This window comes from Ruegeria marina (assembly GCF_900101475.1).
GTDB lineage: Bacteria > Pseudomonadota > Alphaproteobacteria > Rhodobacterales > Rhodobacteraceae > Ruegeria_B > Ruegeria_B marina.
Genome location: NZ_FMZV01000012.1, coordinates 131145 through 152971, shown reverse-complemented (window position 1 = coordinate 152971; position 21827 = coordinate 131145). Strand labels below are relative to the sequence as shown.

Below are 21827 nucleotides of genomic sequence, written 5' to 3'. Positions count from 1 at the left end.
GCCGCCAAGTGCCTGCCTTTTGTCCCGTGGGTCGCAAAAGCCCCCGCTTTTGGGCGGGGGCCTTCGGTTTTGGCTGTTTTTGCGTCCGGGTCAGGATGCGGCCTGGACGGCGCGGCGGGTCATCACGTTGACCAGATGGGCGCGGTAGGGTTTGGAGCCGTGCAGGTCGCCGATCATGCCGTCGGGGTCGACGGCGAGGTCCGTCAGCGCCGCGGGGGTGAAGCTCTGGTTCAGCGCCGCCTCGGCCTCGGACCAGCGGAACACCCCGTCCTCCGAGGCGCCGGTGACCGCCACCCGCACGCCATCGGCGTATTTCGCCACGAAGACCCCCACCAGGGCAAAGCGCGAGGCCGGCTGCACGAACTTCTGGTAATTCGCCGCCTCCGGCACCGGGAAGCGCACGCCGGTGATGATCTCGCCCTCTTCCAGCGCGGTGGTGAACAGGCCCTGGAAATAGTCATCCGCCGCGATCTCGCGCCGGTCGGTCACGATGGTCGCCCCCGATCCCAGCGCCGCCGCCGGGTAGCAGGCCGAGGGGTCGTTGTTGGCCAGGCTGCCGCCGATGGTGCCGCGATTGCGCACCGCCGGGTCGCCGATCCCCCCCGCGAGCGCCGCCAGCGCCGGGTAATGCGCCGCCGCCGCCCGCGCCACCTCGGCATGAGGGGTGCCGCCGCCCACCGAGACCGAGCCGTCGTCATTGACGCAGACGCCCTTCATCTCGGCGATGCCGCCCAGCGACACCAGCTTTTCCGGCGCCGCCAGCCGCTGCTTCAGCGTCGGGATCAGCGTCTGACCGCCTCCCAGCGCCTGCGCGCCTTCCGATGCCAGCGCCGCGACCGCCTCGGCCACGCTGCCAGGCCGCTCAAACTCGAAATTATACATCTCGCTCCTCCTCCAAGAGGCTCCGGGTCCCTGCCCTTTCCTCTTGCTGAAAATATCCCGGGGGTCCGGGGGGCAGCGCCCCCCGGCCGTCTCAGCCGTTCATCGCCGCCCAGACCCGCGACGGGCTCACCGGCATGTCGATATGCGCGACAGTCTTGCCGCCCGATTGCAGCGCGTCGATCACCGCGTTCACCACCGCCGGCGGGCTGCCGATGGCCCCGGCCTCGCCGCAGCCCTTCACCCCCAGCGGGTTGTGCGTGCAGGGCGTGGCGCAGGAATGATCCACCGCGTAGAACGGCACGTCATCGGCGCGCGGCATCGCGTAATCCATGTAGGACGCGCTGAGCAGCTGCCCGGTCTCCGGATCATAGGCGCAGTTCTCCAGCAGCGCCTGGCCGATCCCCTGGCCCAGGCCGCCATGCACCTGCCCCGACACGATCATCGGGTTGACGATATTGCCGAAATCATCCGCCGCGCTGAACCGCTCCACCGTCACCTTGCCGGTCTCGGGGTCCACCTCCACCTCGCAGGCATAGGCACCGGCCGGATAGGTGAAGTTCGATGGGTCGTAGAACGCCGTCTCCTCCAGACCCGGCTCGATATCCTCCAGCGGGTAGTTGTGCGGCACATAGGCCGCCAGCGTCACGTCGCCCCAGGCCACGGATTTATCCGTGCCCGCGACCGTGAACTGGCCGCCCTTCAGCTCGATATCGGCCTCCGAGGCCTCCATCAGATGCGCCGCGATCTTCTTCGCCTTGTTGATGATCTTCTCGGTCGCCCGCACCATCGCCGAGCCGCAGACCGCAAGGCTGCGCGAGCCATAGGTGCCCATGCCGAACGGGATCTTCGAGCTGTCGCCATGCACGATCTCGATCATGCTCTCGTCGATGCCCAGCATCTCGGCCACCACCTGCGGAAACGCCGTCTCGTGGCCCTGGCCGTGGCTGTGCGCCCCCACCATCACGCTGATGCTGCCGGTGGCGTTCACCCGCACCGTCGCCGCGTCGTAAAGACCCGCCCGCGCGCCCAGCTGCCCCACCAGGTTCGACGGCGCGATGCCGCAGGCCTCGATATAGCAGTTCACACCGAGGCCGCGCAGCTTGCCCTTGGCCTCGGACGCCGCCCGCCGCGCCGCAAAGCCCGCGATGTCCGCGATCTCTTCCAGCTTGTCCATCGTGGCGTTGTAATCGCCGGTGTCATAGACCACCGCGACCGGCGTCTGATAGGGGAACTCGGTCACGAAGTTCTGCCGCCTCAGCGCGATCGGGTCCACCCCCAGCTCGCGCGCCGCCTTGTCGATCACCCGCTCCAGCTGGAACGTCGCCTCGGGACGGCCCGCGCCGCGATAGGCATCCACCGGCACCGTGTTGGTGAACACCGCCTTCACGTTCACATAGATCAGCGGCGTCTTGTAATTGCCCGCCATCAGCGTCCCGTGCAGCCAGGTCGGCACCGAGGGTGCGAAGGTCGACAGGTACGCCCCCATGTTCGCCAGCGTCTCGGTCCGGATCGCGGTGAAATTGTTGTCCGCGTCCAGCGCCAGTTCGATCCTGGTCACATGGTCGCGCCCATGCGCGTCCGACATGAACGCCTCCGACCGCGACGAGGTCCACTTCACCGGCCGGTTGATCGCCTTGGCCGCGAAGGTGCAGAACGCCTCCTCGGCATAGTGGAAGATCTTCGAGCCGAAGCCGCCGCCCACGTCGGGCGCCACCACCCGCAGCTTGTGCTCGGGAATGCCCAGCACGAAGGCCCCCATCAGGAGCCGGATCACATGCGGGTTCTGGCTGGTGGTGTAGAGCGTCGACTCGCCCGTCGCCCGCGCATAATCGCCGATCGCCACCCGCGGTTCCATCGGGTTGGCCACCAGCCGGTTGTTCACCAGCTCCAGCGTCGTCACATGCGCCGCCGTGTCAAAGGCCGCGTCCACCGCCGCCTTGTTCTCCTCGACGAAACCCCAGTCGTAGCACAGGTTCGACGGCAGATCGTCATGCACCCTGGCCGCGTCCCCGGCCAGCGCCGCCTTCATGTCGACAACCGCCGGAAGCTCCTCGATCTCCACACCGATCGCCTCAGCCGCGTCCCGCGCCTGCTCGGCCGTGTCCGCCACAACCGCCGCGATCGGGTCGCCCACGTGCCGCACCTTGCCCTGCGCCAGCACCGGGTGCCCGGGCTCGGCCATCGGCTGGCCATGCCGGTCCGTCACCTGCCAGCCGCAGGGCAGACCGCCCACCCCCTCGAAATCGGCGCCGGTGAATATCCGCACCACCCCCGGCATCGCCGAGGCCGCCGCCGTGTCGATGCTCACGATCCGGCCATGCGCCACGTCCGAGCGCAGAAAATGCACGTAAGCCTGGCCGTGAATGTTGATGTCGTCGGTGTAATTGCCGGCGCCCGTCAGAAACCGCACGTCCTCGCGCCGTTTCGAACTCGCCCCGATGCCACTGTCCTTGGGCATGTCTCGTCTCCTCCCAGAAAAAGAATTTTCGCCGAAAATTCTCGGTCAGCCTATTCCGCCGCGATCCCGCTCACGTCCTGACCGGACGCCGCAAGAACCGCCTTGACGATGTTGTGATACCCCGTGCAACGGCACAGGTTCCCCTCCAGATGCGCCCGCACCTCAGCCTCGCTCGGCCGCGGATTGTCCTTGAGCAGCGCCGCCGCCGACATCACCATCCCCGGCGTGCAGAACCCGCACTGAAGCCCGTGATGATCCTGAAACGCCTGCTGCAGCGCGTTCAGCGTCCCGTCCGCCGCCGCCTGACCCTCGATCGTCCCGACCGAAGACCCAGACGCCTCCGCGGCAAGCATGTTGCACGACTTCACCGCAACACCGTCAACATGCACAACACAGGCCCCGCACTGACCCGTGTCACACCCAACATGCGTCCCCGTCAGCGAAAGATGATCCCGCAAAAACGTCGACAACAACGTCCGACCCTCAACCTCTCCACTCACGGCGCGACCGTTCACAGTCATTGAGATCTGTGGCATGAAACCCTCCCTTTTCGATTGTCTTGCTTGAGCCGAGTTAAACACGGCAGATTTGGTTTGAGAACAAAAATATCGTGGAAATCCGAGAGCCGCCGCTTGTGCATGCGGACAGATGTTCAGGGCTTGCGCCCGGCGCGCGGTTGCGGCCGTGTCGGGATCTCCTTGAGCAGCCCGCCCACGCCCATGGCCGCGATGTCCCGGCCGGTCACCGGGATTCCGCAGGCGACCCGGGACAGCACCCAATCGGCCCCGTTCAGCGCTGGCGAGCGGGCACAACCGGGCAATCCGATGATCGGCCTGCTCCCGAGCGCCCCCAGAAACAGAAGGTTGCCCGGATCGACCGGCATGCCGAAGCGTTCGATGGTTCCACCCGCCATGCGCACCGAAGAGGGCGCGACATCCTCGGGATCCGATGTGGCCGAGCCGGTCAGGATCATGAGCAGATCGCCGTCGATATCCCCCAGCGCCGCCGCCAGGTCGGCCTGCCGGTGCGGCACCGTGCGCAGGTCGCAAAGCTGCATCCCCAGAGCCTCGACCCGTGCCCGGATCGCCGCAATACCCTTGTCGTTGTCCGGCCCGCCCGGAATATCGGTGATGACCAGCCCGGCGGTCCGCTGCACGGGGGCCGCAAGGCGGATCGCGTCGCGGCCCACCGCCGCCGCCCGGTCCACATCCGCCTGAGGCACCGCGTAGGATATCACCTTGATCGTGGCCACCATGCCGCCCGGTCCCATCTGCTGATGCTGCGGCACGGTCGCCACGGTGATCATCGGGTGCACCATGTTGAACCGTTCGATCGCCTCGACATCCAGCACCACCACGCCCGGCCCGTCGGCCAGTAGGTTGACCCGGCCCGTGAAAGGTTCGGTCACGCGCAGGCCGGCCGAAGCCGGATCAGGCGCCAGCGCCGCCGCCAACTGTCGGGCGGCCGCATCTTCGTGGCAGTCGCCGGCGGCAAGTCGGGCAACGATCACTTCTTCGATTCCGGCGGCCTCCAGCTGTTCAAGATGCCCCGGCTCCAGCCGCAGCCCCTTGCGCAGCTTCCTGTCCCCGGCCTTGACCGAATGGGCAAGGATGGCGCCCTCGGCCGTGCTGACGGCAACGGGTCCGAACTTCATGCCCTGCCCCGCAACACGGCGGTCATCTGCGCCAGGATCGCGACCGCGATCTCGGCCGGTCCGGCAGCACCGATGTCGAGCCCGATCGGGCCGTGGATGCGCCCGATCTGCGCCTCCGCGAAACCGGCCTGTTGCAGGCGGTCGACCCGCTTGGCATGTGTACGCGTCGAGCCCAGCGCGCCGATATAGAACACGTCCGCGGCCAATGCCGCCTCAAGCGCGGGATCGTCCAGCTTGGGGTCATGGGTCAGCAGGACCAGCGCCGTGCGTGGATCGAGGCCCAGCCGCGCCACCGCCTCGTCCGGCCAGTCATGCAGGATGGTTTCGCCGGGAAACCTGTTCTCGCTGGCAAATGCCTCACGCGGGTCTACGATCACCGGATCGTAACCTGCAATCCGTGCCATCGGAACCAGCGCCTGCGCGATATGGACCGCCCCCACGACGATCAGCCGGAGCGGTGGATTGTGGACCAGAACGAAGGTCTGGCCATCCTCCTCGAAACCCGAACGGTCCATCCGCATCCTCTCGGGATAGGCGCCACGCTTCAGCGCGCGTTGGCCGGTCGTCAGATTGACTTCGTAGGCCAGCGCCTCGCGCCCGCTGCGGGCCGCGACCAGTTCGGCCAGCAGCTCCTCGGTCAGAACCTTGCCTACGGGTTCCACCAGGACCCGGATGGTGCCGCCACAGGCCAAGCCCACAGCAAACGCGTCTTCGTCGCTGACCCCGAATTCGAGCAGTCGCGCCTGACCCTCGTCCAGCGCCTCCAGCGCCTCGACGATGACCGCGCCTTCAACGCACCCTCCCGAAACCGATCCCTGGATTCGGCCGTCCCCGCCGATCACCAGTTGCGACCCGGTACGGCGCGGGGCGCTACCCCATGTTTCGACCACGGTCGCCAGGGCCGCGCCAAGCCCCTGACGATGCCATTCGAGTGCCGTTTCCGGGCTGTTGTCAAATCGTTCCATGCCTGCCTCCCTTGCCCAGTATGGCGTGGAAAGCCAGCAATTCAATGCTTCCTAAGTAGGTTCAGAGAGTCCGCGCAACAAACGGCCCGGCGCGGATGCAACGCCGGGCCGCAATCTGGCATGATGCCGAAAAGGCAGCCGGGAAACCATGCCGGCATTCGGAATATCTTGTGCTGCCTGCCGCTTATTCCGCGGGCGCCGGATGTGGGCGCCCCTGACCGACAAGACGTTCCGGCAAAGCAAAGGCGAGCGCCACGAAACCGAACCCCAGAACCACCCCGAGAATGTCCCCCGGCAGCGCAGTCAGTCCTTCGTATTCCGATCCCGGAACAGTGCCGAGTGTCACCGCACCGCCGGCGATCTTGTCCAGCAGCCCCGACGCTTTCCACGCCGGGTAACTCAGCATGTAGGCCGCAGCGCCCAACAGGCCGCCCGCGACAAAGAACAAGGCGTCCTTGCGCCCCGAGGCCAGTGCCACCACGCCGGTGCCGGGGCAATATCCCGAAGCCGCCCAGCCGGCCCCGAGCATGAGACCGCCCAGAAAGACACCTGCGTAAGCGGTCTTGACCGACATGTGGCCGACGTCGACCACTCCAAGCATCTGACCGGCGAACATCAGCGCCGAGCCGGTGCCGATCGCCAGCAGGATCGCCTTGGCCAGTCGCAGGTCGGTCAGGTTGAGCATGCGGTTGATCAGGTTGGGATTTGAGGCGCCGACACGGTCCAGCACGGCTCCAAAAGCGGCACCCAACACGATAGCGAGAAGAATGGACGACATGGCTCAGGCCTCCTTTCGGAACATCAGGATGGAAACGGGGATCGCGGCGGCAAAGGCTCCGGCGGCGAAGATGTAACCGCTGAGCGCGGTCTGCATCATGCCCGACATCATGTGCCCCGATGTGCAGCCCCCCGCGAGCCGTGCGCCATAGAGCACGACAAACCCGCCAAGAAAGGCAACGGCATACCGTTTGACAGCGCTGTCGCCGAAATTGGCGCGCCACAGCGTGGGCATCCTGCGTTCGCGGCTGTCCAGCCCGCCACGCGCCATGACGGAAAGGAACCCGCCCAGCATCATGGCGAGCACGAAAACGAAGGAATAGTTCAGCGGATTGGCCACCGATTTGGCATATTTGCCGCCCGATTTGGCAAGATATGCATTGGTCGAGGTGAAGCCGTCGCCGGTCTGCGTGACGATTTCCGGATTCACCGCGTCACCTATAATGCCGTCGAGGATCACAAACTGGGTCGATACCCCAATCGGCTTGACCAGCAGTACGGCGACGAAGAATACCAGCCCCAGCAGCAGCCCTCCGACCTTCCAGTTCACAGGCATGTACTTTCTCCCTCAAAATTACATTCCAAAAATCGCATACAACAAACATTCTCATGTTTGAATGACATGGATCAAATTCTCGATCTTGTGCCGCAATCACAAACGCCGGGCACACAGGTTGCGAACGTGGTTCGGCACCGCTTCGCCACGGGACGAGGACACCTGTCCAGGCCGCCGAGGCCGCTTGCCCGACCGGAAACGGCACGGTAGCATGAGAGGGTCAGGGGCGGCCTTCACGCTGCCAGACATAATATAACAAACTGTATTTATGGAGAAATATAGATGCCCACCAGATCAGTCATACGCCTCGCCCTTGCCGGGCTGGCGATTTCCGCCACGGCCGGTCTGGCCGATGAGTTTCAACCCTACGGAAGCGTCGAGGGATGGAATGTCTTTGTCGACGTGACCAAGAAATCCTGCCTGATCGAAACCGTGGACGCGGCCGGGAACGTGGTGCAGATGGGCCTGACCAACGACCGGGGCGTCGCCTATATCGGTGTCTTCACCAAGGCCGATACCGGCATCAAGCAGGGCGACAAGGAAGCGGTGGCGATCCTGCTGGGCGACAAGGTCTTCATTGGCGAGGCGACGGGCATGCGCGGAAATATTACCGGTGGATATTCAGGGGGTTACGTGCTGACCGACGACCCGTCGGTAGTCGATGCGGTGGCCCGGGAACACGAGATGATCGTGTTTCCGGAAAAGGCCTATACCTTTGCGGTGAACCTCAAGGGCACCTACAAGGCCATCGAAATGGCGCGCGAGTGCAACGACAAGCAATTGGAGTAAACGGGCGCGATTTGACCGTTTTGTACCGGCTCCAGGCGGGCAATTGACCGTTTTGTATCGCGACCGGAACGCTCGGTCTTGCCCGCCAGGAACAATTTCAGAGATAGTGAACGGCTTGTGCGGTCGTCTGCTATCGGCCTACTCGGGCTTGTAACAGACGATCTGAACCGGTTGGGTGCGTCGTTCTTCGATGTTGCGCGCGGCGTTTTGTACGATCTGCGGCGCCAGTTCTCCCAAGAGAATATGTGTGCCGAAAACCGGAGCTTCGCCCTTTTCCGCAAGTGCCATCGCGGCCTTGTATCCTTGCAGGTATTTCTCGCCTGTATCCGTAACGTCGATGTTCACGAATCCGGTTGTGCGCAGGGCCTCCACCGTGTCCGACGGGCGCATCAGATAGGCCCCGCGACCGTCTTCGGACCAAGGCACCGGATGGTGCGGTTCGCCCACCTCGCCCAGCCCGTGTTCGGTGAGCGCAAGAAAGGCTCCCGGCTTCAGGACCCGAAAGGCCTCGGCGAAAAAGGCGTTCCGGTCCGGCACGTTCATCAGGACGTGCTGGGTGTATCCGCCATCGAAGGTTTCGTCCTCGTACGGGAGCTTCTGACCATCGCCATGTTGACACCGTACGCCGTCCGCCATCCCCACAAGTGCGCTCAGCTTGTTGGCGGCTTCGATGAATGGCGCGGTGATGTCTATCCCCTCGACGCGACAGTTGAAACGCTTGGCCAGGTATCGGGCCGGGCCACCAAGGCCACATCCGATGTCCACGAGAGTGTCGCCCTCTCGGATTGGCAAAGCATCTGCAAGCTCGACGGTGGCCGGGAACCCCCGCGCATGGAAATGGTCCACCGGTGCGAGTTGTTCGATGGTCAGAGAATTGGGATCAATCCCGGCCAATTCCATCGTTTCCAGGATACGGGAATAGACGTCCCCCTTGCCCCAATGATCGGAAATCTCCTGTGCGTCGGTCATTTGCCTCTCCCTTTTTCCCAATTCACAATATCACAGTTTCAGGGGGTCTGTGCAGTTCCGGATCTGATCCGCTGGCCGGCGGCCAAATGGCATCAACCCGGCGGTGTGGTGGCTTTGCGGTTAACCCTCGCGGAGCTCTGCCAGCAGCCGCGCCTTTTCGCCCACGTCGTCGGGGCGCGAGATGACCTCGGCCAGCTCTTCGAGCGAGGCGATGGAGTGGCCCGCGCGGAAGCTGTCGACATAGGGCAGCATGGCGCGGATGCCGCGCGCCTTGGGGGCGAATTCGGACCAGCGCAGGAGCGGATTCAGCCAGATCAGCCGCCGCGAGGAGAGGTGCAGGCGCTCCATCTCGGCGGCGAGCGCATCGGGGTCGTCGCGGTCGAGCCCGTCGGTGATCAGAAGCACCACCGCGCCCTGCCCCATCACCCGGCGCGACCAGTCGCGGTTGAAGGCGTGCAGACAGGCGCCGATGCGGGTGCCGCCCTCCCAGTCCTGCGCCTCGGCCCCGGCAGCCTTGAGCGCGGCATCGACATCGCGCTGACGCAGATGCCGGGTGACGTTGGTGAGCCTTGTGCCAAAGGTGAAGGCATGCACTTTGGCCCAGCCCTGCCCCTTGGCATTGGATACGGCATGGAGAAAATGCAGGATGATCCGGCTATACTGGCTCATCGAGCCGGAAATGTCGCAAAGCACCACAAGATTGGGCCAGCGCGGACGCGGTTCGGCCCGGGCGATGGTGTGCATCTCGCCCCCTTGCCGCATGGCGGCGCGCAGGGTGCGGGCGCGGTCGATGCGCGGGCCCAGCACCGCCGCCTGCTTGCGGCGCGAGGGGATCGGTTTCACCGGCAGGCTGAGCCGGGCCAGCATCCGCTTGGCGCGGGCGACCTCCTCGGTACTCATCTGTTCGAAATCGAGTGTCTTGAGCTTTTCCTCGGCGGACATGGTGAGCGAGGCGTCGACCTCGATCAGGGTTTCCTCGCCCTCCTTGTCCGGTTCGGGTTCCGGCAATTCGGGCTGGATCCCGTCGAGCAGCGCTTCGGCGGCGCGTTTCTCGGCGGCCTGGGCGCTGCGTTCCTCCTGCACGCCGCGGATGGCAGGCAGCATCATCGACATCATGTGTTCCAGATAGCGCGGGTCGCGCCAGTAGAGGCGGAAGACCTGGGCAAAGACGGCGCGGTGTTCGGGGCGGTTCACGAAACAGGCGTGCAGCGTCCAGTAGAAATCGCGTTTCTCGGTGAATCCCGCCGCCTCGACCGCGCGCACCGCGTCGATCACCCGGCCCGGCCCGATCGGCAGGCCCGCCTTGCGCAGGGCGCGGGCGAAATGGATGATGTTCTGCGCCAGACGCGGATTGTCTGGGAGCGCAAGGGGGGCGTATTCAGGCATGCGGCCAACGCGGGGGCTTTGCCCCCGCACCCCCGGAGTATTTAGCACCAGAAAGAAGCATCATGCGGGTTCCAGCGAGGCCCTGGCCTGGTCGAGGATGCGTTTCGCCTCGGAGCCCTGGAGTTTCTGGATATCGTCCTGGTATTTCAGGATCGCGCCCAGCGTGTCGGCGATGACCTCGGGCGAGAGGTCGACCACGTCGAGCGCGAGCAGGCACTTGGCCCAGTCGATGGTCTCGGCCACGCCGGGTTTCTTGAACAGGTCCTCGGTGCGCAGGGTCTGGACGAAGGCCACCACCTGGCGGGAGAGGGTTTCGGCGGCCTCGGGCGCGCGGGCGTGCAGGATTTCCACCTCGCCGTCGAAATCGGGGTAGTCGACCCAGTGGTAGAGGCAGCGGCGTTTCAGGGCATCGTGCACCTCGCGCGTGCGGTTCGAGGTGAGGATGACGATGGGCGGCTCGGGCGCCTTGATGGTGCCAAGTTCGGGGATGGTGACCTGAAAATCCGAGAGTGCTTCGAGCAGGAAGGCCTCGAACGGCTCGTCGGTGCGGTCAAGCTCGTCGATGAGCAGGACGGGCGCGCCTGCGGGATCGGGGCGCATCGCTTGCAACAGCGGGCGTTCGATCAGGAACTCGTCCGAGAACAGCTCGGCCTGGAGGGCCGCGCGGTTGGCGCCGCCGGCGGCCTCGGCGGTGCGGATGGCGACCATCTGGGCGGGAAAGTTCCAGTCATAGACGGCCGACGCGGCATCGAGCCCCTCGTAGCATTGCAGGCGGATCAGGCGGCGGCCCAGTGCGGCGGCGATGGCCTTGGCGATCTCGGTCTTGCCGACGCCGGCCTCGCCCTCGAGAAACAGCGGCCGGCCGAGGCGCAGCGACAGGAAGACCACCGTGGCCAGCGCCCGGCCGCAGACATAGCCCTGTTTGCCCAGCATCTGCTGGACGTCGTCGATGGATTGGGCTTGGGTCATCTGCTGTCTCCGCTCGGGTTTCCCGCTCTGGCCCAATGGGGCATCACCCCGGCGCCGCCGTCAAGCGGCTGTGACCCGGTTTTGCACCTTGGGGCCTGCGACATAAGTCGAATGCTTAGGCGAATATTGACGCTTGGCCGCTCAGATGGCATCACTTCGGAAACAACGAGGGGGCGGAAAAACCGTCCGCGACAGGCGATGACAGTGAGATATCCATCAGTGACCTGCGGGTGCGGGGCCGGTCGATGCGGATAACGGCGGTGACCTGTGTCAAGAACGAGGGGCCGTTCCTGCTGGAATGGATCGCCTTCAACCGGCTCTTGGGCGTCTCCGATTTCCTGTTCTATTCCAACGATTGCAGCGATGGCACCGACCGGCTGCTGGATGCCCTGGCGGCACGCGGGGATCTGGAGGCGCTGGCGGGGCGGGTGGTGCATCTGCCGAACCCGGCCGAGGGGCGCAATTACCAGATGGAGGCATTGAAGGACGCCGCCCATCAGCAGGTGGTGAAGCGCGCCGATTGGGTCTGGATCGCGGATGTGGACGAGTTCCTGAACATCCATGTGGGCGATCACACCATACCGGCGCTGATCGCGGCCTGTGGCGATCCGGCGGCAATCTCGGTGCATTTCCAGTTCTTTGCCAACGATGGGATCGACGCGTTCGAGGACAAGCCGGTGATCGCGCAGTTCACCCGCAGCCACAATCCCGACATCTGGTGCGGCGAGACCGCGATCGAGGTCAAGTCGCTGGTGCGCAGGGATTTTCCCTTGCAGTATTTTGGCGCGCACCGGCCGTTTTTCAGCGAGCGCAAGGGCGACAAGAAGGCGCTGGCCTGGACCGACGGATCGGGGCGCAAGGTGCCGCACAAGTTCCTGGTCGCCGCCAATCCGCGCCGCATCCGCAAGTTCCCCGCCAAGGGCGCACGTGATTTCGCGACGCTGAACCATTACGCGCTGCGCTCGCTGGACAGTTACCTGGTCAAGAACGACCGGGGCGACGTGAACCGCGAGAACCGGGCGTTTGATGACACCTATTGGCGCGAGCGCAACGATCCGGCCTGGCAGGACACCAGCATCGCCCGTTACCTGCCGTCGCTGGAGGCGGCGCTGAAGGCGCTGAAGGCCGACCCGGAGATCGGCGCGCTGCATGCCGAGGCAGTGCGGCTCCATCGTGAGAAGCGCGATGCGCTTCTGGCCCAGCCCGCCTATATGCAGATGCAGGAGCAGCTACGCCGGGCCCGCACCCTGCCGCCCGAGGAAGAGGCGATGCTAATAGAGATGGGGATGCTCTGACGTGGCGCGCCTGAGAGTCATCAACCTGGGCCTGCCCAAGTCGGGCACCACGACGCTGGGCGTGGCCCTGCGCGCCTCGGGGCTGAAGGTGGCCGACTGGAAGGTGCGCAAGTTCCAGTCCGCCAACCCTGAGGTGGCGCGGCATTTCCTGGGCGACCTGATGTATCGCGGCTATTTCGAGACCGGCGACCCGTTGCACTGGCTCGACGAGTTCGATGCGCTGACCGAGATCAACGTGGTGGGCGGCGATCTGAACCGCTGGCCGCAGACCGACTGGGGCCTGTTGTCGGCGATCATCGAGCGGCATCCCGGGGTGAAGTTCATCCTCAGCCACCGCGACCCCGAGGCGCATGCCGACAGCATGATCCGCTGGACCAATCTGGGCCGCAAGCGATTGAAGATGTTCGATGTTCCGGGCCTGCCGGGGAAATATGGGCGCGAACCGGCGGATCTGGTGCGCTGGATCGATGGGCACAACCGGTTCTGCCGGCAGGTGTTTGCGGGCAATCCGAATTTCCTGGAATACGACATTCTGGACGAGGAAGCGCCCGCCAAGATCGGCGCCTTTCTGGGCCTGCCGATCCGGTGGTGGGGCAAGGTCAACGACAATCCGGCGGACGAGGAGGCAGAGCCCGTCCCGGCCGCGGGAGACAGTCAGGACGAGTGATGCGGATCATCCTTCATATCGGGCCCGAGGTGGCCGGTGCGGCGCGGATACAGGGTATTCTGGATACCAAGCGCGATGTGCTGCGCGCGCAGGGGGCGCTGTTTGCGCGCAGTCCCGGCACCCGCAACCACATGCGACTGGCGATGGCTGTCAGCGATCCGGGGCATGTGGACCTGTTCCGCTATAACCGGGGTTTCACCGCGCCCGAGGCGCAGGAGAAGCTGCGCTCGCAGGTGATGGAGGCGCTGACCCGCGAGGTGGAGGAGGCAAAGCCCGAGACGCTGATCCTGTCGGCGGCGCAGATGGCGACCTCGCTGCACCGCCCGTCGGAGATTGCGCGGCTGCGCGAGCTGCTGGCGCCGCTATCCGATGATGTGCAGGTGGTGGCGGTGGTCGGCGATCCCGCCCGCCTGTTGCTGGCGCATTACGCCGCGCAGGTGTCCGAGGGGCGGGCCACGCCGCTGGATCAGGAGCTGGCGCTGGCGGCGGCACCCGACTGGTGGAACACGGCGCTAGCGGGCATGCCCGCGATCGACCCGCTGAAAGGCCAGTTCGAGGAAACGCAAGGCCCGGCCTTCTGGCTGGATTTCACCGCTTTGCAGGCGCTCTGGGAAGTGGGGTTCGGGCCGGGGTCAGTTCGGTTCCTGCCCTATGACCCGGAGGCTCTGGCCGGGCATGGGGCCACGGATTTCGTGCGTGCGATGTTCGGGATCGAACGCAATATCGGACGTGCCGCGGCAGAGGAGCTGCCCGCCCTGCCCCCGGCGGCGACGCTGACGCGGCAGCGGCAGTTCAACGAGATCCTGCTGAGATACATCGCAAGTGGCGACAAGGTGGTCACAAGGCAATTGTGGCGCGCGCTTTTGGATGAGGTGGCGACCGACGGCCCGCCGCCCGACGCGGGCGGGCTGGCGGCACTGTCGGCGCGGTTCCGGGCGGCCAACGCGGCGCTGACGGCACAGCATCCGGCGCTGACCGAGGCCTGTTTCGCACCGCCGCCCGCGCCCGTGGCCTGGGTCGAGGCCGACCCCGAGCGCGGCTATCGCGCCTCGCAATACCTGCTGGCGGCGCGTTGGCGGATCGACAAGACGACCGAGGAACATCTGAGCGCGCGGGCCGAACAGATCACCGCCGCCCCCCTGCCCGAACCGCTGGTGCGGGCCGAGGCGGTAGTCGAGGCGGACGCGCCCGAGGACAATACACTGAGCCCGGCGGCGCGGCGGCTGATGCCGCCGGCAGCGGTGGAGAATTTCGAGAAGCTGCGCTCATCCTCCTATGCGCCGCATAACCGGATCGGCGCGGTGGACGAGGAACAGCTGGCCGCCGCGTTCACGCCCGCCAAGCCGCGCAAGCTGGCCAAGGGCAAGACCGGCAACCTGATCGTGGGCTGCATGAAGAACGAGGCGCCCTATATCGTCGAATGGGTGGCCTATCACCGGGCCATCGGGGTCGACAATTTCCTGATCTACACCAACGACTGTTCCGACGGCACCGACGAGATCCTGCAAAGGCTGCAGGAACTGGGCGTCCTGCAACACCGCAACAACGACAAGTGGAAGGGCAACTCGCCCCAGCAATACGCGCTGAACCAGGCGTTGAAGGAACCGGTGCTGAAGAACAGCGACTGGATCATCCATATCGACGTGGACGAGTTCATCAATATCCGCTGCGGCAATGGCACGTTGGATGATTTCTTTGCCGCCGCGCCGGATGCCACCAACGTGGCGATGACCTGGCGGCTGTTTGGCCATAATGGCGTGACCGGGCTGAAGGACGAGTTCGTCATTGACCAGTTCGACGCCTGCGCGCCGAAATACTGCCCCAAACCGCACACGGTCTGGGGGTTCAAGACCATGTTCCGCAATATCGGCGCCTATGAGAAGATCAGCTGCCACCGGCCCAACAAGCTGGACGAGGAATTCAGCGACAAGGTGAAATGGGTCAACGGATCGGGCGAGGACATGACAGGCGAGGTGCTGAAAACGGGCTGGCGGAATTCCAAGAAATCCATCGGCTACGACCTGCTCCAGCTCAATCATTACGCGCTGCGCAGCGCCGAGAGTTTCCTGGTCAAGCGCCAGCGCGGCCGGGCGCTGCATGTGGATCGCTCGATCGGGTTGAACTACTGGATCCGGATGGACTGGAACGACCATCGCGACGTGACGATCAAGCGCAACCTGCCGCGGCTAAGGGCGGAGTACGAGCGGCTGATGCAGGATGACCGCCTGCGCGAATTGCATCAGGCTGGGCTGGACTGGCACCGGGCCAAGGCGGATGAGTTGCACGGGATGCCCGAGTTCGAGGAGCTTTACGAACAGGCGCTGGAGGTGCGGTTGAGCGGGACCGAACGCGTGGCCTATGCGCTGGCGCTGGATGTGGAGAGCTGAGCCATGGCGGACGGCACCCGAACCGACGACGGCAAGTTCATCATCTCGCGCGGGATGCGGTTTCCGCTTGAAGGCGACATCCTGCCGAAACGGGTACGGGTGCTGTTGCGCACCGACGGGTACGAGGCCAAGGAGGCGCGCGCCGCCTATCGGCTGGTGCAGGAGGGCGACGTGGTGATGGAGCTGGGCGCCGGCATCGGGTTCATGTCGACGCTGGTGGCGACCAAGACCAAGGCCGCCGAGGTGCATTGTTTCGAGGCCAATCCGCGCCTGATCCCCTATATCGAGGCGGTGCATGCCGCCAACGGCGTGACCAACGCCCATATCCATCATGCGCTGTTGGGGAAGAAACCGGGGCGGCGGGCCTTCTATCAGCGCGCCTCGATCCTCGACAGTTCGCTGGAGGTGCTGCCCGAGGATGACAACACGGTGGAAAAGGTGCAGGTGCCGGTTATGGACGCCGCCAAGGCGCTGGCACGGATCAGGCCCAGCGTACTGATCTGCGATATCGAGGGGGCCGAGGCCGACCTATTGCCTGAGCTGGACCTGAGCAGCCTGCGCGCGGTGCTGATCGAGCTGCACCCGCAGTGGATCGGCAAGGAGGGCATCGCGCGGGTGTTCGAGACGATGAGCCGCGCCGGTCTGGTCTTTTTCCCGCGCTGGTCCCAAGGTAAGGTTGCGGTATTCCGCAGCGACTGGTGAGGGTGCATGCGTATTCTGGCCGTTCTGACCGTACGCAACGAGGCGGCGTTTCTGCTGGAATGGCTGGCCCATCACAAGGCAGTGGGCTTTACCGATTTCCTCGTATTTTCAAACGATTGCCAGGACGGCACCGACCTGATGCTGGACCGGCTGGCCGAGATGGGCCTGCTGGTGCATCTGCGCAACGACGGCCCCTATGACAAGGGCGGCATCCAGTTCACCGCGCTGAAATCCGCGTCCAAGCACAAGCTGGTGAAACAGGCCGACTGGATCCTGCCGCTGGACGTGGACGAGTTCGTCAATATTCACGCGGGCGGTGGCACGGTGCCCGACCTGCTGGCCGCCCTGCCCGAGGCCAGCGCTATCACCCTGACGTGGCGTCTCTTCGGCAATGGTGATGTGACGCGCTTTGCCGATGAGCCGGTGACACGCCAGTTTACCCGATGCGCGCCGGAAATCCTGTATTGGCCCTGGCGCGCCTCGATGTTCAAGACGCTCTACCGCAACGACGGCATCTACCGGAAACTGGGCGTGCATCGGCCGCGCAACCCGGTACCCGAGCGGCTGGACGAGGCGCGCTGGTTCGACAGCCATGGGCGCGAACTGGACGCGCAGTTCCGCGAAAGCCGCATCTTTTCCAGCTATGGGCGGCCCAACTATGGGCTGGCGCAGCTGAACCATTACCCCCTGGGCGCGATGGAAAGCTATATCCTGAAGGCCGACCGGGGGCGCGCGGTGCATTCCGACCACATGCTGGACGTTGATTACTGGGTCGAGCGCAATTTCAACAGCGATACCGACACGTCGATCGCCCGGATGGAGACACGGTCGGAGCCGATCCGGCAAGGATGGATGGAAGATGCGAAACTGGCCCGGCTGCACAGGCGCGCCGTCGCCTGGCGGCAGAAACGCTTTACCGAACTGATGAAACAGGAACCCTACCGGGCGCTTTTCGCGCGGCTTTTGATGACGCCGCCGTCGCGCCTGATCAATGCCGCCTCGGCCCGGACGCTGGTGGGATTTGCCAATCTGGGCCGGATGGAGGCCGCCGGGGAAAGCCCGGAAAACGGCCCGAAACCGGCGTGAGATTTGCCCAATTTGGCCTCAATTCGCCGATAATCATCGATCCCGTAACCGGCCCGTCGCGAGGCCGGATTGTCGAGGATCAGTTATGCAGGACCCACAGACAAGCATCGATGCATCCATTGCCGGATTCCGCCGCGAAATCTGGAAGCAGAAGCTTCTGGAGCAGGCCGAGGCCGAAGGCATGGCCCAGGACCTGGGCGCGCGTCACTTCGCGACCTTCATCGACCGCGATGCCACGCTGATCGTGACCTTCGAGACCGCCGAGGGCATCCGCGCCCTGTCGGAAACCCACCAGCCGTTTGGGTTCGAGCTGGTGAAGTCCAAGGGCTGGTCGCATCTGTGCATCATTTCCGATGGCGACACCTGGTTTCGCGACCCCAAGGTGTATGGTTTTTTCGACCGCCTGATCGACGACGGGTTCTTCGAGGATTTCAACCGGGTGGTTTTCTATGGCGCCGGTCCGTGCGGCTATGCGGCGGCGGCCTTTTCGGTGGCCGCACCCGGCGCCACCGTGGTGGCGGTGCAACCCCAGGCGACGCTGGATGCGCGCATGACCGAATGGGATGACCGGTTCACCGAGATGCGTCGGGTGTCCTTCACCGACCGCTACGGCTATGCCCCGGACATGCTGGACGCGGCTGATCATGCCTTTGTCCTCTACGACCCTGCAGAAAATCTCGACGCGATGCACGCGACCCTGTTCCAGCGGTCGAACGTGACACGTCTGCGGATGCGCTACATGGGCGCGGAATTGCAGGCCCGCCTTCTGGACATGAACCTGCTCTATCGCATCCTGATCATGGCGGGCACCGGCAAGCTGAATGCACGCAGCTTCTTCCAACTGTACCGCGCGCGCCGCTCCTATCCCCGTTACCTCAAGGGGTTGGTCGCCGTTCTTGACAGGCAGAACCGGCCTTACTTCAACATGATCGTCTGCCGCAACGTGATCGCGCGGATGCCCGCGCGGCGATTCCGCCGCCGGCTGGAAGAGCTGGAAGAGGACGCGCGCGCCGGCAAGTTCACGCCGCCGCCCGGTCAGGTCTGAGATTTCAGCAGGCGCTTGCGGATGTGATGGCGCCATTGATGCGTGATCCGCAGCCAGAACAGAATCAGCGGCGCCATGAGGCCTGCGGCCTCGATCTCGATCCGGTCGATCAGACGCGCCCGCCCGCCCTGCGGAACGACTTCGAGCGCGTGCACCATGCGGCGCATGCCATGGCCGATCTCTTCGGACGTCATCCGGCGGGCCTGCGCGTCGAACAGGGTCACCTCCATCCGGTAGGGCTGTGCCGGCAAAAGACCCAGCAGCGAGAGATCGACATCGATCACCTGGCCCTGCCGCACCTGGCCCGAGGGCAGATGATCCAGCCGCATCCAGGGCCGGATCACGGCATCCAGCGTGTCGAGATCGGTGACCAGCTGGAACAGCCGGTCTGGATCTGTGTCATAGGTGTGTTCCAGTGTCAGCCTGCGGCGCATCTCGTCCCCCTGCCGGGCCACACTGCCGCGCAAGAACGTCCCTGAGAACCGCGCAAATTGCCTCGCCCCCTTTCCCGATTGCCGCACCTGTGCTAGCGGGACGGCATGACCCAGAGCCTCACGATCCGCCGCCCCGACGACTGGCACCTGCATCTGCGCGACGGCGCCATGCTGGCCGCCGTGCTGCCCGAGACCGCGCGCCATTTCGCCCGCGCCATCATCATGCCGAACCTGGTGCCGCCGGTGGTGACCGGGGCGCAGGCGGCGGCCTATCGCGACCGGATCATGGATGCGATGCCCGAAGGCGCGGATTTCACCCCGCTGATGACGCTCTACCTGACCGAGGACACCGATCCGGCGGATGTGGCGGCGGCGCATGCAAGCGGGCTGATCACCTCGGTCAAGCTTTACCCGGCCGGCGCCACCACCAATTCGGCCAGCGGCGTGAAGAATTTCGACAAGGTTCGCCCGGTGCTGGAACGCATGGCCGAGATCGGCTGTCCGCTCTGCGTGCATGGCGAAGTTACCGACCGCGAGATCGACATTTTCGACCGTGAGGCGGTGTTCATCGACCGGGTGCTGGACCCGATCCGCCGCGCCACGCCGGGGCTGCGGGTGGTGATGGAGCATATCACCACGAAGAACGGCGTCGATTACGTGGCCACGGCCCCCGAGGATCTGGGGGCTACGATCACCGTTCAGCACCTCATGTTCGACCGCAACGACATGTTGGTGGGGGGCATGCGCCCGCATTACTACTGCCTGCCGATCCTGAAACGGCGCGAACACCGCGACGCGCTTGTCGCCGCCGCGACCTCCGGCGACAAACGCTATTTCCTGGGAACCGACAGTGCCCCGCACCCGACCCACGCCAAGGAAGCCGAATGCTGCGCCGCAGGCTGTTTCACTGCGCCCATCGCGCTGTCCTGTCTCGCACATGTCTTTGAAGAGGCCGACGCGCTGGACAAGCTGGAAGGCTTTACCTCGCTTTACGGTCCGGCGTTCTATCGCCTGCCGGTGAATGACGACACAATCACGCTGACCAAGGGCGATCCGCTGGAGATTCCGAAGACCCTGCCCGCCGGGGACCACACCGTCACCGTGTTTGATCCGGGCGTCCCGCTGCACTGGCGCGTTCAAGGCTGACATCGCCGGCCACCGGGACACCAAGCGCGCGGGCGGTTTCCAGAATCAGCCGCCCGTTCACCTCCATGTCCATGCCTTCCTGGTAGATAAAGTAGTCCACCCGGAACCCCGGCAGCGCGGTCATCATCCGCTCGACCACGGCGCGGGCCTCGGTCTCGCGACCCAGCTGTTCCAGCGCCACGGCGGTAAAGAGGTGCCGGGTGACGTAATCCGGGGCAACTTCGAAGGCCGCGACGGTGCCCTCCCAGTCGCGCGCGGAAAAATGCGCAAGACCATCGCCGATGGCGTACCAGGATGGCGGGTCGGGATTGAGGCTGCGCGCGCGGCTGACCCAGCCGATGCCTTCCTCGCCCAGATCGACGCGCAGGTTGCCATTGAGCGCCGCATAGGCCAGCACATCCGGATTGTCCGGAGCCAGGGCCGCCGCCCGTTGCACCGATTGCCGCGACGCCGTGTGATCCCCGCGCCGCGCCTGCAGCCAGCCTTGCTCCATCAGGACGATGGGATGTGCCGGGGCCAGCGCGACCGCGGTTTCCACTGCCGCGACCCGCTCTGCCAGAACGTCTTCCAGCGCCGCGATGTCGGTCTGTATCAGGGCGCGCAGATTGTGGACCACGGAGAGCGTCGCCCAGGCGTCGACAAAGCCCGGGTCGATCTCGACCGCGCGGCCGAGCAGGTGCCGCGCCTCTTCGAACCCGTCCGGTGTGAAGCGGTGCTTGGCCTGTGTGCCGCGCAGGAAGAGCTCATAGGCGTCGAGGCTATGGGTCGGCTGGCGCCCTGCGCGCGTCGCATCGAAGCGCACGACAGCACCGGACCAGTGGCCGCTCAACTCCGCTGCAGCCTCATGGGCCACGGCGGCCTGAAGCGCGAAGAATTCCGCCTCCGCCCCTGTCCAGCTTCTGGACCAGACCAGCCGCCCGCTGTCGCGTTCGGTGAGCCGCGCGCCAATATGCACCTCGCCCTCGCGGGGGTGCACCGTGCCGGACAGCCGGAACCGCGCCGCGTCTGACTGGGCATCCGTGAAGACCTGCAACCATTTGTTGGCGGCCAATTGCCCCGATATTTCAGCCGCCAATGATTGGCCCAGCGTATCCCAGCGCGGGTCCTGGCTGAGGTTGTCGAACATCGCCACGCTGACGCCCGGCGCTTCCGCCGCGGCATGGTCCGCTCTGGCAGTCGCGGCAGGAACATCCCCGGCGACATAGCCTGCCACCGCAAGATCCTGCCCGGTGCTGCGCTTATCTTCGGCGGGAAAAAAAGCTCCGATCATCACGGTGCCCGCCAAAAGCACGGCGCCGCCCGCGATCCAGGGCCATTTCATGACAGTCCCGTGGCCCGCTGCGATCCGCTCAAGCACATAGCCCCGCCCCGGCACGTTGCTCAGCGTCAGTCCTGACTCGGGTCCGATGGCTTTTCGAATGTCGGCGATGCATTGATAAAGCGAGTTTTCCGTCACCTCCACATCCGGCCAGACCGCATCCATCAGGTCATGCTTTGACACGACCGTGCCGTGATGGGCCAGAAGGTGATCCAACACCGCCGCGCTATGCGGGCGCAATTGGGCACGGATCGCATCCCGTGCGGTGGTAAAGCCATCGGCTGATCGGCCAATTCCAGGATCAACCATAAGAGTCCCCCTTCGCCTGCAATACCGGCGTTT

The 21827-nt window shown here is 65.2% G+C and carries 20 protein-coding genes; 8 read left to right on the top strand and 12 right to left on the bottom strand.

Features of this window, described 5'->3' with window-relative positions:
• Positions 1–90: 90 nt before the first annotated feature.
• The 7 genes from BLT75_RS16480 to BLT75_RS16450 all read right to left on the bottom strand — a co-directional run bounded on the left by BLT75_RS16480 (position 91) and on the right by BLT75_RS16450 (position 7292).
• Entirely contained in the window at positions 91–882 is a 792-nt protein-coding gene (locus tag BLT75_RS16480; protein WP_093029741.1) for an FAD binding domain-containing protein, read from the bottom strand.
• A 91-nt stretch (positions 883–973) separates the two neighbouring features.
• Positions 974–3340, bottom strand: a complete 2367-nt coding sequence (locus BLT75_RS16475) for a xanthine dehydrogenase family protein molybdopterin-binding subunit (protein WP_093029739.1) — start codon at positions 3338–3340, stop codon at positions 974–976.
• A 50-nt stretch (positions 3341–3390) separates the two neighbouring features.
• On the bottom strand, positions 3391–3876 hold the full coding sequence (locus BLT75_RS16470) for a (2Fe-2S)-binding protein (protein WP_093034211.1): 486 nt from the start codon (positions 3874–3876) through the stop codon (positions 3391–3393).
• 116 nt (positions 3877–3992) lie between these two features.
• The gene (locus tag BLT75_RS16465) at positions 3993–4994 is read right to left on the bottom strand and encodes a molybdopterin-binding protein (protein WP_093034157.1); all 1002 of its coding nucleotides are present in this window, start codon (positions 4992–4994) and stop codon (positions 3993–3995) included.
• Positions 4991–5959: an XdhC family protein gene (locus BLT75_RS16460; protein ID WP_093034154.1), complete on the bottom strand. Its 969-nt coding sequence runs from the start codon at positions 5957–5959 to the stop codon at positions 4991–4993. Before BLT75_RS16460 ends, BLT75_RS16465 begins: the two co-directional genes overlap by 4 nt.
• 184 nt (positions 5960–6143) lie before the next feature.
• Positions 6144–6737 (bottom strand): DUF6691 family protein, encoded by a 594-nt coding sequence (locus tag BLT75_RS16455; protein ID WP_093034151.1) that lies wholly within the window; start codon positions 6735–6737, stop codon positions 6144–6146.
• 3 nt (positions 6738–6740) lie between these two features.
• Complete coding sequence (locus BLT75_RS16450; RefSeq protein WP_093034148.1) at positions 6741–7292, bottom strand: YeeE/YedE thiosulfate transporter family protein; 552 nt, start codon at positions 7290–7292, stop codon at positions 6741–6743.
• A 282-nt stretch (positions 7293–7574) separates the two neighbouring features.
• On the opposite strand from BLT75_RS16450, the gene BLT75_RS16445 reads away from it, so the two are divergent.
• The gene (locus tag BLT75_RS16445) at positions 7575–8081 is read left to right on the top strand and encodes a hypothetical protein (protein WP_093034145.1); all 507 of its coding nucleotides are present in this window, start codon (positions 7575–7577) and stop codon (positions 8079–8081) included.
• 138 nt (positions 8082–8219) lie between these two features.
• On the opposite strand, the gene BLT75_RS16440 is transcribed toward BLT75_RS16445, so the two are convergent.
• From BLT75_RS16440 to BLT75_RS16430, 3 genes are all read right to left on the bottom strand, one after another.
• Entirely contained in the window at positions 8220–9050 is an 831-nt protein-coding gene (locus BLT75_RS16440; RefSeq protein ID WP_093034142.1) for a class I SAM-dependent methyltransferase, read from the bottom strand.
• 120 nt (positions 9051–9170) lie between these two features.
• Entirely contained in the window at positions 9171–10436 is a 1266-nt protein-coding gene (locus BLT75_RS16435) for a vWA domain-containing protein (RefSeq protein WP_093034139.1), read from the bottom strand.
• Positions 10437–10496: 60 nt separating this feature from the next.
• A complete protein-coding gene (locus BLT75_RS16430; protein WP_093034136.1) occupies positions 10497–11405 on the bottom strand; it encodes an AAA family ATPase in 909 nt (302 codons plus the stop codon).
• A 245-nt stretch (positions 11406–11650) separates the two neighbouring features.
• Here BLT75_RS16430 and BLT75_RS16425 point away from each other — a divergent pair, with 245 nt between their 5' ends.
• The 6 genes from BLT75_RS16425 to BLT75_RS16400 all read left to right on the top strand — a co-directional run bounded on the left by BLT75_RS16425 (position 11651) and on the right by BLT75_RS16400 (position 18587).
• Positions 11651–12700 carry a glycosyltransferase family 2 protein gene (locus BLT75_RS16425; RefSeq protein WP_093034133.1) on the top strand — a complete coding sequence of 350 codons (1050 nt, stop codon included), beginning with the start codon at positions 11651–11653 and terminating at the stop codon, positions 12698–12700.
• A 1-nt stretch (position 12701) separates the two neighbouring features.
• Positions 12702–13367, top strand: a complete 666-nt coding sequence (locus BLT75_RS16420) for a sulfotransferase (protein WP_093034130.1) — start codon at positions 12702–12704, stop codon at positions 13365–13367.
• Positions 13367–15754 (top strand): glycosyltransferase family 2 protein, encoded by a 2388-nt coding sequence (locus BLT75_RS16415; RefSeq protein WP_093034127.1) that lies wholly within the window; start codon positions 13367–13369, stop codon positions 15752–15754. The genes BLT75_RS16420 and BLT75_RS16415 overlap by 1 nt, the downstream gene beginning before the upstream one ends.
• A gap of 3 nt (positions 15755–15757) precedes the next feature.
• The gene (locus BLT75_RS16410; RefSeq protein ID WP_093034124.1) at positions 15758–16456 is read left to right on the top strand and encodes an FkbM family methyltransferase; all 699 of its coding nucleotides are present in this window, start codon (positions 15758–15760) and stop codon (positions 16454–16456) included.
• Positions 16457–16462: 6 nt separating this feature from the next.
• Positions 16463–17542 carry a glycosyltransferase family 2 protein gene (locus tag BLT75_RS16405; RefSeq protein ID WP_093034121.1) on the top strand — a complete coding sequence of 360 codons (1080 nt, stop codon included), beginning with the start codon at positions 16463–16465 and terminating at the stop codon, positions 17540–17542.
• Between the two features lie 85 nt (positions 17543–17627).
• Entirely contained in the window at positions 17628–18587 is a 960-nt protein-coding gene (locus tag BLT75_RS16400; RefSeq protein ID WP_093034118.1) for a phosphoadenosine phosphosulfate reductase, read from the top strand.
• Here the strand turns inward: BLT75_RS16400 and BLT75_RS16395 are convergent.
• Entirely contained in the window at positions 18578–19021 is a 444-nt protein-coding gene (locus BLT75_RS16395) for an SRPBCC family protein (RefSeq protein WP_143028585.1), read from the bottom strand. The genes BLT75_RS16400 and BLT75_RS16395 overlap by 10 nt on opposite strands.
• A 105-nt stretch (positions 19022–19126) precedes the next feature.
• Between BLT75_RS16395 and pyrC the strand changes: the two genes are divergently transcribed.
• The gene (pyrC, locus tag BLT75_RS16390) at positions 19127–20167 is read left to right on the top strand and encodes a dihydroorotase (protein WP_093034113.1); all 1041 of its coding nucleotides are present in this window, start codon (positions 19127–19129) and stop codon (positions 20165–20167) included.
• Here pyrC and BLT75_RS16385 read toward each other — a convergent pair.
• The gene (locus tag BLT75_RS16385) at positions 20118–21794 is read right to left on the bottom strand and encodes a winged helix-turn-helix domain-containing tetratricopeptide repeat protein (RefSeq protein WP_093034111.1); all 1677 of its coding nucleotides are present in this window, start codon (positions 21792–21794) and stop codon (positions 20118–20120) included. The two genes, pyrC and BLT75_RS16385, sit on opposite strands and share 50 nt — an antisense overlap.
• Between the last annotated feature and the right edge of the window lie 33 nt (positions 21795–21827).

Bases quoted from the DNA above. Each gene is read 5' to 3' on its own strand.
- BLT75_RS16395 (WP_143028585.1), bottom strand. From the start codon at position 19,021: ATGCGCCGCAGGCTGACACTGGAACACACCTATGACACAGATCCAGAC.
- BLT75_RS16430 (WP_093034136.1), bottom strand. From the start codon at position 11,405: ATGACCCAAGCCCAATCCATCGACGACGTCCAGCAGATGCTGGGCAAA.
- pyrC (WP_093034113.1), top strand. From the start codon at position 19,127: ATGACCCAGAGCCTCACGATCCGCCGCCCCGACGACTGGCACCTGCAT.
- BLT75_RS16470 (WP_093034211.1), bottom strand. From the start codon at position 3,876: ATGCCACAGATCTCAATGACTGTGAACGGTCGCGCCGTGAGTGGAGAG.
- BLT75_RS16475 (WP_093029739.1), bottom strand. From the start codon at position 3,340: ATGCCCAAGGACAGTGGCATCGGGGCGAGTTCGAAACGGCGCGAGGAC.
- BLT75_RS16410 (WP_093034124.1), top strand. From the start codon at position 15,758: ATGGCGGACGGCACCCGAACCGACGACGGCAAGTTCATCATCTCGCGC.
- BLT75_RS16385 (WP_093034111.1), bottom strand. From the start codon at position 21,794: ATGGTTGATCCTGGAATTGGCCGATCAGCCGATGGCTTTACCACCGCA.
- BLT75_RS16445 (WP_093034145.1), top strand. From the start codon at position 7,575: ATGCCCACCAGATCAGTCATACGCCTCGCCCTTGCCGGGCTGGCGATT.
- BLT75_RS16455 (WP_093034151.1), bottom strand. From the start codon at position 6,737: ATGTCGTCCATTCTTCTCGCTATCGTGTTGGGTGCCGCTTTTGGAGCC.
- BLT75_RS16440 (WP_093034142.1), bottom strand. From the start codon at position 9,050: ATGACCGACGCACAGGAGATTTCCGATCATTGGGGCAAGGGGGACGTC.
- BLT75_RS16460 (WP_093034154.1), bottom strand. From the start codon at position 5,959: ATGGAACGATTTGACAACAGCCCGGAAACGGCACTCGAATGGCATCGT.
- BLT75_RS16405 (WP_093034121.1), top strand. From the start codon at position 16,463: ATGCGTATTCTGGCCGTTCTGACCGTACGCAACGAGGCGGCGTTTCTG.
- BLT75_RS16480 (WP_093029741.1), bottom strand. From the start codon at position 882: ATGTATAATTTCGAGTTTGAGCGGCCTGGCAGCGTGGCCGAGGCGGTC.
- BLT75_RS16400 (WP_093034118.1), top strand. From the start codon at position 17,628: ATGCAGGACCCACAGACAAGCATCGATGCATCCATTGCCGGATTCCGC.
- BLT75_RS16465 (WP_093034157.1), bottom strand. From the start codon at position 4,994: ATGAAGTTCGGACCCGTTGCCGTCAGCACGGCCGAGGGCGCCATCCTT.
- BLT75_RS16425 (WP_093034133.1), top strand. From the start codon at position 11,651: ATGCGGATAACGGCGGTGACCTGTGTCAAGAACGAGGGGCCGTTCCTG.
- BLT75_RS16450 (WP_093034148.1), bottom strand. From the start codon at position 7,292: ATGCCTGTGAACTGGAAGGTCGGAGGGCTGCTGCTGGGGCTGGTATTC.
- BLT75_RS16415 (WP_093034127.1), top strand. From the start codon at position 13,367: ATGCGGATCATCCTTCATATCGGGCCCGAGGTGGCCGGTGCGGCGCGG.
- BLT75_RS16435 (WP_093034139.1), bottom strand. From the start codon at position 10,436: ATGCCTGAATACGCCCCCCTTGCGCTCCCAGACAATCCGCGTCTGGCG.